The sequence below is a fragment of the Hungatella sp. genome, assembly GCF_046966825.1.
The window spans coordinates 1-6750 of record NZ_JBKVCZ010000218.1 but is presented as its reverse complement, the minus strand read 5'-3'; the positions used below and the strand labels follow the sequence as shown (position 1 = coordinate 6750).

Here is a 6750-nt window from a genome sequence, read left to right as displayed (position 1 = left end):
ATCTGGGGCGTATGGCGCTGATACTGGGTGGCGGTATGGGTCTGGTGAGAACATGACGTCGGCGGGCATTGGGTTGACAATGGATATTGGGAATACGATTACACAGGATATTCCGCCTCCATCACCGGCTCCATGTCATTGATGCCGGATGATCTCGTACCGACTGCTTCCGGAAAAAACATGAAAAGCGGATATGGGGTAAAAACCGACGTGAGGGCAACGCTTTCCACCAGCGCCCCATCCAGCCACATCACCCACCCTCAGACCGCATTTTCCGTATTTCCGGAATTTGACTATGGGACATACCTTCGTCTGCTCCAGCGGACTTCCGGGGGAAGGAGCTCTAAATTTACCTTCCGTCCAAATTCATTCTCAACCTATACCCGATCTGTGCATTTCACACCGCTGTGGTTTCCGGACCATACACAATACAGCGTGTATACCCAGGTTTGGGATACATGGACGCCGGACGGAATGTTGTCAATCAATCTAAACGACCATGTATCCATACGGGGGAGTCTTTATGATGACTGGTATACTAACCGGGAATAATATTCCGGTCCTTTTATATGAAACGCTGGTATTCTGCGCGATTACCGGTTTTGCCATTTACGACCTGTTCCATAAGCGGGTGCCTGACCGGGCGCTCGTTTTATTTTGTCCGGCTGCACTTGCCGCTCCCTTTCTGTTAAACGCCGGTTCCTTTAACTGGCAGATGGTTTCTGAAGCCTGGCTGGCTTCCCTTGCAGGTGCGGCGGCGGGCTTTGGAGTCCTGCTCACCGCCGCCCTTGTCTCTAAGGACGGCACCGGAGTCGGTGGAGGGGACATCAAGCTGGCTGGAATCATGGGGTTTATTTACGGCGTCAATCGTATGACCGCAATCCTGCTGACCGCTGCCGCCCTTGCCGCTATTGCAGTGTTTCTCACCAGAAGAAACCAGTTAAATGAAAATCTGGCGATTCCCTTTGTCCCTTTTCTTGCTATGGGAAATCTGGTGGTCGCCGCTGCTTTGAAATAATAAACCAGGAGAGATGAACATGAGATTAAATAACCGTTTTTTATTTGGGCTGCTTAGCCTTCTGCTGGCCGCTGTCATTGCTTTTGTCGCCCTTCCAACGATTGCCAGACAGACCAACGGCAAGACTGAAATTGTCCGCGTGTCGAAGCCTGTTTTAAAAGGCGCCATTATTACCGACAAAAATGTGGAACTGGCGGAGGTGGGAAGCTATAACCTGCCGGCAAATATTGCCCGCTCCACAGAGGACGTGGTGGGAAAGTATGCTGTCTCGGATTTAATGGAGGGAGATTATATCCTTTCGTCAAAGATCAGCGCACTTCCGCTCACCTCGGATATTGCGCTGAATGATATCCCATCCGGAAGGGTGGCAATCTCTTTAAGCGTTAAAACCCTGGCCTCCGGTTTGTCGGATAAGCTGCAGGCAGGTGACATTGTGCGTATTTACCATTTTCTTGAAACTGCAAGGGAGATACCGGAACTGCGCTTTGTAAGGGTTTTATCAGTCACCGGCGCTGACGGGACCAACATAGACAATACAGCTGAGCCCGCAGAGGACGAGGAAAAACAACAATCTGCCACTGTCACCGTCATGGCGACCCCTGAGCAGGCCCGGATTATTACGGAACTGGAAAACGATGGCGTTGCCCACGTGGCCCTTATCTCCCGCAACAATGAGGAGCTGGCGGCCGAACTGCTTGCAGAGCAGGATCAAATGCTTTCGGACCTGGAATCTCCGGCTCTGCCGGAGGAGATGTCAGATTCCGGCCATGTTTTTTCCACTTCCTCCAGTGAAGCACCAGAAGCTTCAACCACCGGAGAAGAACCCGGTCAAAATCCATAACTCAGCCAGAAAGGAGATTTTACATATGGCAAAAGTAATTACCGTATGGGGGAGTCCAGGCAGCGGAAAATCTATGTTCTGCTGTATACTCGCCAAGGCACTCACGAGAGATAAAAGCAAGGCCATTCTTATCAATGCGGATATCAGCGTACCCATGCTTCCTGTGTGGCTTCCGGAGCAGCTTGCCCCTGCTAACGCCTCAATCGGGCAGGTTTTAAGCAGCGTGGAGATTGACACCGCCCTGGCAGCCAGCCATGTGACTGTGCTGAAATCCTATCCCTTTATCGGACTCATGGGCTACTGTGCCGGCGAGAATCCATTGAGTTATCCGGAAATGAAATACGATATGGCGATGGCGCTGATTGCAGCGGCGTCCAGGCTGGTTGATTTTGTCATTCTCGACTGCAGTTCGGCCATGACGAACGTGTTTACACCCGCAGCCATTGAATCCGGCGATCTGGTTATCCGAATCCTGACTCCGGATTTAAAGGGGATTCACTATCTGAAAGCGCATCAGCCTCTGTTGGCAGACAGCCGCTTCCGTTATCACGAACATTTAACCTTTGCAGGCCTCGCCCGTCCCTTCCACGCAATCGAAGAAATGGGACACCTCATAGGCGGTTTTGACGGTTTGTCGCCTCTACGGAAAGGAGGTGGACCGCTGTGCCACGGAGGGCGGTATGTTTCACGCCATCAGCTATTGCAACCCTAAATATACGGCCTCCCTGAATAAAGTTCTGGAAATGCTGGAACCAAAGGAAGAAGAACGTCAGCAGGACGATTTCGTGGAGGAGAGACAGGAGGAGCGCGCAGATGAACAATCTGAATGATATTTTCTTCGCCCCGGCAGCCAATGATAATCTGACCTATGACCAGATCCTTGAAGATGTACAGCGGTATTTTTCGGAGAACCATGCGTCCACCATTGCAGAGGCCGGCGAGGAAAATACGGATAAGGCTACCACCGTTTTAAAGGAACTGATGGTACAGTATATCGTCAAGCGGAAATATACGGCTGACGGGCTGACAACTAAGGAGCTCTGCGAAAAGCTCTATGAAGATATGGCAGGCTATTCTTTTTTGAATCAATGGATTTATAAGCCAGGCGTTGAGGAAGTAAATAGTGCGACACGTTCCTAGCTGAAAAGGTTAGGCACCAAACGTAAGAATGTAACAAAGTTCGGTTTAGGAGAACTGATAATCCGATAGGTGGAATGATAGGGGAACGCCTTGAAACGCCTGCCTAAAACTGCGAATGGCATGATTGTGATTAAGCACAAGATTGTCATAAAGCTCGCTGAAGTCGCCTGTATGCACTTGCTAAGGTCAAAAAGGATACAGCAAAACCAAGCCAGAGGTGGCTGGGAGTGATAGGGCGGGGTCTATAAAATACCTATGGTTAGAATTCTACTGTAAAAAGGCAGTAGACGGCGAACCTTTGAGTGTACGGGTCTAAATCTCTAAACAGTCTAACGGCTGTGCTTGCAGAATGCAAGGTCTGTGAGGATTAGTAAAACTTGTTGATATGAAACTCCTTACACCGTTACAGGCGGTGTCAAAGCAGACAGGCTTAAAGAAGGAACCTAAGGGTATATATGTAAAGATAGGATTATCGGAACGTGGTAAGTCAGCAACGTGGAGGGCTTAATCCCTATGAAGCGTTAGCAGGGAAAACATTTTGTATAACCTGCTTTTATGTTGATGAAAGTAGTGGCACAGTACCGATGAAGCCGTGATAATAAGCGGTGGAGGGATAGCCACAAGTCAGTATTTACAGTAAAACACAACTTACAAACAGTTATGAAACTGCATAAGGTTCGAGTATGACTAAGAGAGGCAGGATTTCCGCAATTAAGGAAGTGAAAGCCGACTTATGGCAACTAGAAAATCAAGGAAGAAACAGCGATTGAGAAACAATGAGTATTATGATACTCAGGCGATTTATGATGAACTGTATTCCAAAGCAAAAGAAAATCGGAGATTTACAAATCTATATGACCTGATTGTAAGCAGAGAAAATATATTGCTTGCATATCGTAACATCAAAAAGAATAAAGGCAGTAAGACCAAGGGAGTCAATGCTACTACGATTCTGGATATTGGAAAAGACAATCCGGAGAGGTTAATCTCATATGTGCGAAATAGAATGTCAAATTTTCAACCAATGCCAGTTCGTAGGGTAGAAATTCCAAAAGATAATGGGAAAGTACGACCACTGGGGATTCCGACCATGGAAGACCGGCTGATACAACAATGTATTAAGCAGGTTCTTGAGCCGATTTGTGAAGCCAAATTTTATAAACATAGTTATGGCTTCCGTCCGAATCGGAGCACTCATCATGCCATTGCCAGAGTGTTGGCACTGACCAACCGGCATAACTTTCAGTATGTAGTAGATATTGATATTAAAGGATTTTTCGATAATGTCAATCATGGGAAACTCATGAAACAGTTATGGAGCCTGGGGATTCAGGATAAACAATTGTTATGTATTATATCCAAGATGCTAAAGACTGAAATTAAAGGAATAGGGGTTCCACAAAAAGGGGTCCCGCAAGGCGGAATTCTCAGTCCATTATTATCTAATGTCGTTCTTAATGAGTTAGACTGGTGGATTGCAAGCCAGTGGGAGAACCATAAAACCCACCACTCATATAAAAATCCGACAAGAAAATATGAGTTGTTGAGAAGGGGTAATTTAAAAGAAGTATTTATCGTCAGATATGCCGATGATTTTAAGTTACTCTGTAAAGATAGAAAAACTGCCGAAAAGATGTTTGCAGCCACAAAACAGTGGCTTGAAGAAAGACTGGGCTTAGAAATCAGCCCGGAAAAGTCCAAGATAGTAAATCTAAGAAAACGATATTCTGAATTTTTAGGATTTAAGTTGAAGCTTTGGAAGAAAGGTCAGAAATATGTGGTCAAATCCCACATGACAAAGAAAAGCAAAGAAAAATGCAAGAAAGAATTAAAACAGAAAATCAAAGTATTACAACATGATGCTATCGGTGCACGGGTACAGCAGTTTAATGCTACTGTACTGGGGTTGCATGGGTATTATAAGATAGCCAGTCATATCAGTAAAGACTTTGCAGAAATCGCTTTTCATGTCAATAAGAGCCTTTATTGCAGAACGAAATGTATACGAAGTAAACGAGGTAATAAAAGCAGGGCATATGAACGCTTTTATGGAAAGTGTAAGGTAAAGCCCCTATTTATACAGCGGGTGGCACTTTATCCAATCCATTACGTGCAGACAACTCCACCGGTATGTTTTTCGCAGGATATATGCAATTACACGGTGAACGGCAGGGAGAAAATCCATAAATATCTGCAAAATTTCAGTTATGATACATTGCAATATATCATGAAGAATCCTGTTCAGAACCAAAGTCTGGAATACAATGATAACCGGATATCACTTTACGTTGGACAACGTGGAAGGTGTTTTATTACAGGAGAAAAACTGAAAATATCAGATATGGAAGTACATCATAAAACCATGCGTTCGGAGGGAGGCACAGATGCATATAAAAATCTGGTGTTTGTTACTGGAGCAGTGCATAAGCTGATTCATACAAAAGAAGTAGAAACCATTGAAAAATACCTTGAATTGTTGAAACGAAAATCAATAGACTTCGTGAAGCTGAATAACTTGAGACGTTTAGTTGGAAATTGTGAGATTAGTGAGAATAAGTAAATATTGATGGAACGCCGTGTGAAATGAAAGTTTCATGCACGGTGTGGAGTGGGGGAAAATCCGGAGATAACTTCAAAGGATTACCTATCACTATTCAACGCCTATAACGATATTGAGGTGATTATGAACAGCGGGCGCAGTATCAAGATACCGGATAAATTCACCTCGCCCCAGCACGCCATTGATGTGGTCCGCCGTATGTTAAACGCCTGCGGCATGGTAATTGATGATACCATGCCCAGCGTCATTGGGTTTCTCGATAAGAATATCCGTATCTCCGTGGATAAAGCCCCTATTGTTGATTCTGATGTGGGGATAAACGCTTCCATCCGTATTGTCAACCAGCAGACGGTTTCTGAACAGAAGCTTCTGGAGTCCAAAAGCGCTACCGCTGAAATGCTGCATTTTCTCACAGCCTGTATCCGCTATGGAGTCAGCGTCTGTATCGCCGGCTCCACCGGCTCGGGAAAAACAACCGTGATGGCCTGGCTGCTGTCCCAGGTTCCCAATAACCGGCGCCTGATTACCATTGAGGAGGGCAGCCGGGAATTTGATTTAATCAAGAGGGACGCCGATGGCAATATCCTCAATTCCGTTGTACACCTGCTTACAAGGCCCCATGAGAACCCAGCCATGAACATCAACCAGGATTTTCTCCTGGAGCGTGTGTTGCGAAAGCACCCGGACGTAATCGGCGTGGGGGAAATGAGATCGGCGGCCGAGAGCCTTTCGGCTGCGGAAAGCTCCCGGACCGGCCATACGGTCTGCACCACCATTCACTCCAATTCCTGCAACAGCACCTACCGGCGTATGATGACGCTTGCCAAGCGCAAGTATAACATGGACGATTCCGTACTCATGCAGATTATGGTGGAAGCCTATCCGGTGGTTGTCTTTACGAAGCAGCTGGAGGACCGTTCCCGGAAAATCATGGAAATCATAGAGGGGGAGGACTACCAGGATGGAAAGCTGATCTATCGCTCTCTTTACAAGTATGAGGTAGTGGACAACGTAACTCTGGAAAGCGGGGAAACCCGCGTGGTAGGGCATCATCGGAAAGTAGGCTCTATCTCTGACGGCTTGAAAAAAAGGCTGCTGGACAACGGAATATCTCATAAAGAACTGGAGGAATTCACAGGAAAGGAGGTGGATTAGTTGCATTGGATTTATTTGATTTGCTTTGTCCTTATC

Annotated in this window: 6 protein-coding genes and 1 pseudogene; 6 read left to right on the top strand and 1 reads right to left on the bottom strand. The window is 46.3% G+C overall.

Going from position 1 to position 6750, the window contains the following annotated elements; all coding sequences use genetic code 11:
- Positions 1-98: 98 nt before the first annotated feature.
- The gene (locus ACLTD4_RS32430; protein ID WP_412331900.1) at positions 99-251 is read right to left on the bottom strand and encodes a hypothetical protein; all 153 of its coding nucleotides are present in this window, start codon (positions 249-251) and stop codon (positions 99-101) included.
- A gap of 272 nt (positions 252-523) precedes the next feature.
- Here ACLTD4_RS32430 and ACLTD4_RS32425 point away from each other — a divergent pair, with 272 nt between their 5' ends.
- From ACLTD4_RS32425 to ACLTD4_RS32400, 6 genes and pseudogenes are all read left to right on the top strand, one after another.
- Positions 524-1018 (top strand): prepilin peptidase, encoded by a 495-nt coding sequence (locus tag ACLTD4_RS32425; protein ID WP_006773324.1) that lies wholly within the window; start codon positions 524-526, stop codon positions 1016-1018.
- A gap of 19 nt (positions 1019-1037) precedes the next feature.
- Positions 1038-1859 carry a Flp pilus assembly protein CpaB gene (locus tag ACLTD4_RS32420; RefSeq protein WP_006778115.1) on the top strand — a complete coding sequence of 274 codons (822 nt, stop codon included), beginning with the start codon at positions 1038-1040 and terminating at the stop codon, positions 1857-1859.
- Between the two features lie 25 nt (positions 1860-1884).
- Positions 1885-2689, top strand: a pseudogene (locus ACLTD4_RS32415) (hypothetical protein).
- A complete protein-coding gene (locus ACLTD4_RS32410) occupies positions 2673-2999 on the top strand; it encodes a hypothetical protein (RefSeq protein WP_006773321.1) in 327 nt (108 codons plus the stop codon). The pseudogene ACLTD4_RS32415 and the gene ACLTD4_RS32410 overlap by 17 nt, the downstream one beginning before the upstream one ends.
- A 733-nt stretch (positions 3000-3732) precedes the next feature.
- A complete protein-coding gene (gene ltrA / locus ACLTD4_RS32405; protein ID WP_006778114.1) occupies positions 3733-5559 on the top strand; it encodes a group II intron reverse transcriptase/maturase in 1827 nt (608 codons plus the stop codon).
- Between the two features lie 48 nt (positions 5560-5607).
- A complete protein-coding gene (locus ACLTD4_RS32400) occupies positions 5608-6714 on the top strand; it encodes a CpaF/VirB11 family protein (protein WP_242830760.1) in 1107 nt (368 codons plus the stop codon).
- Positions 6715-6750: the final 36 nt, after the last annotated feature.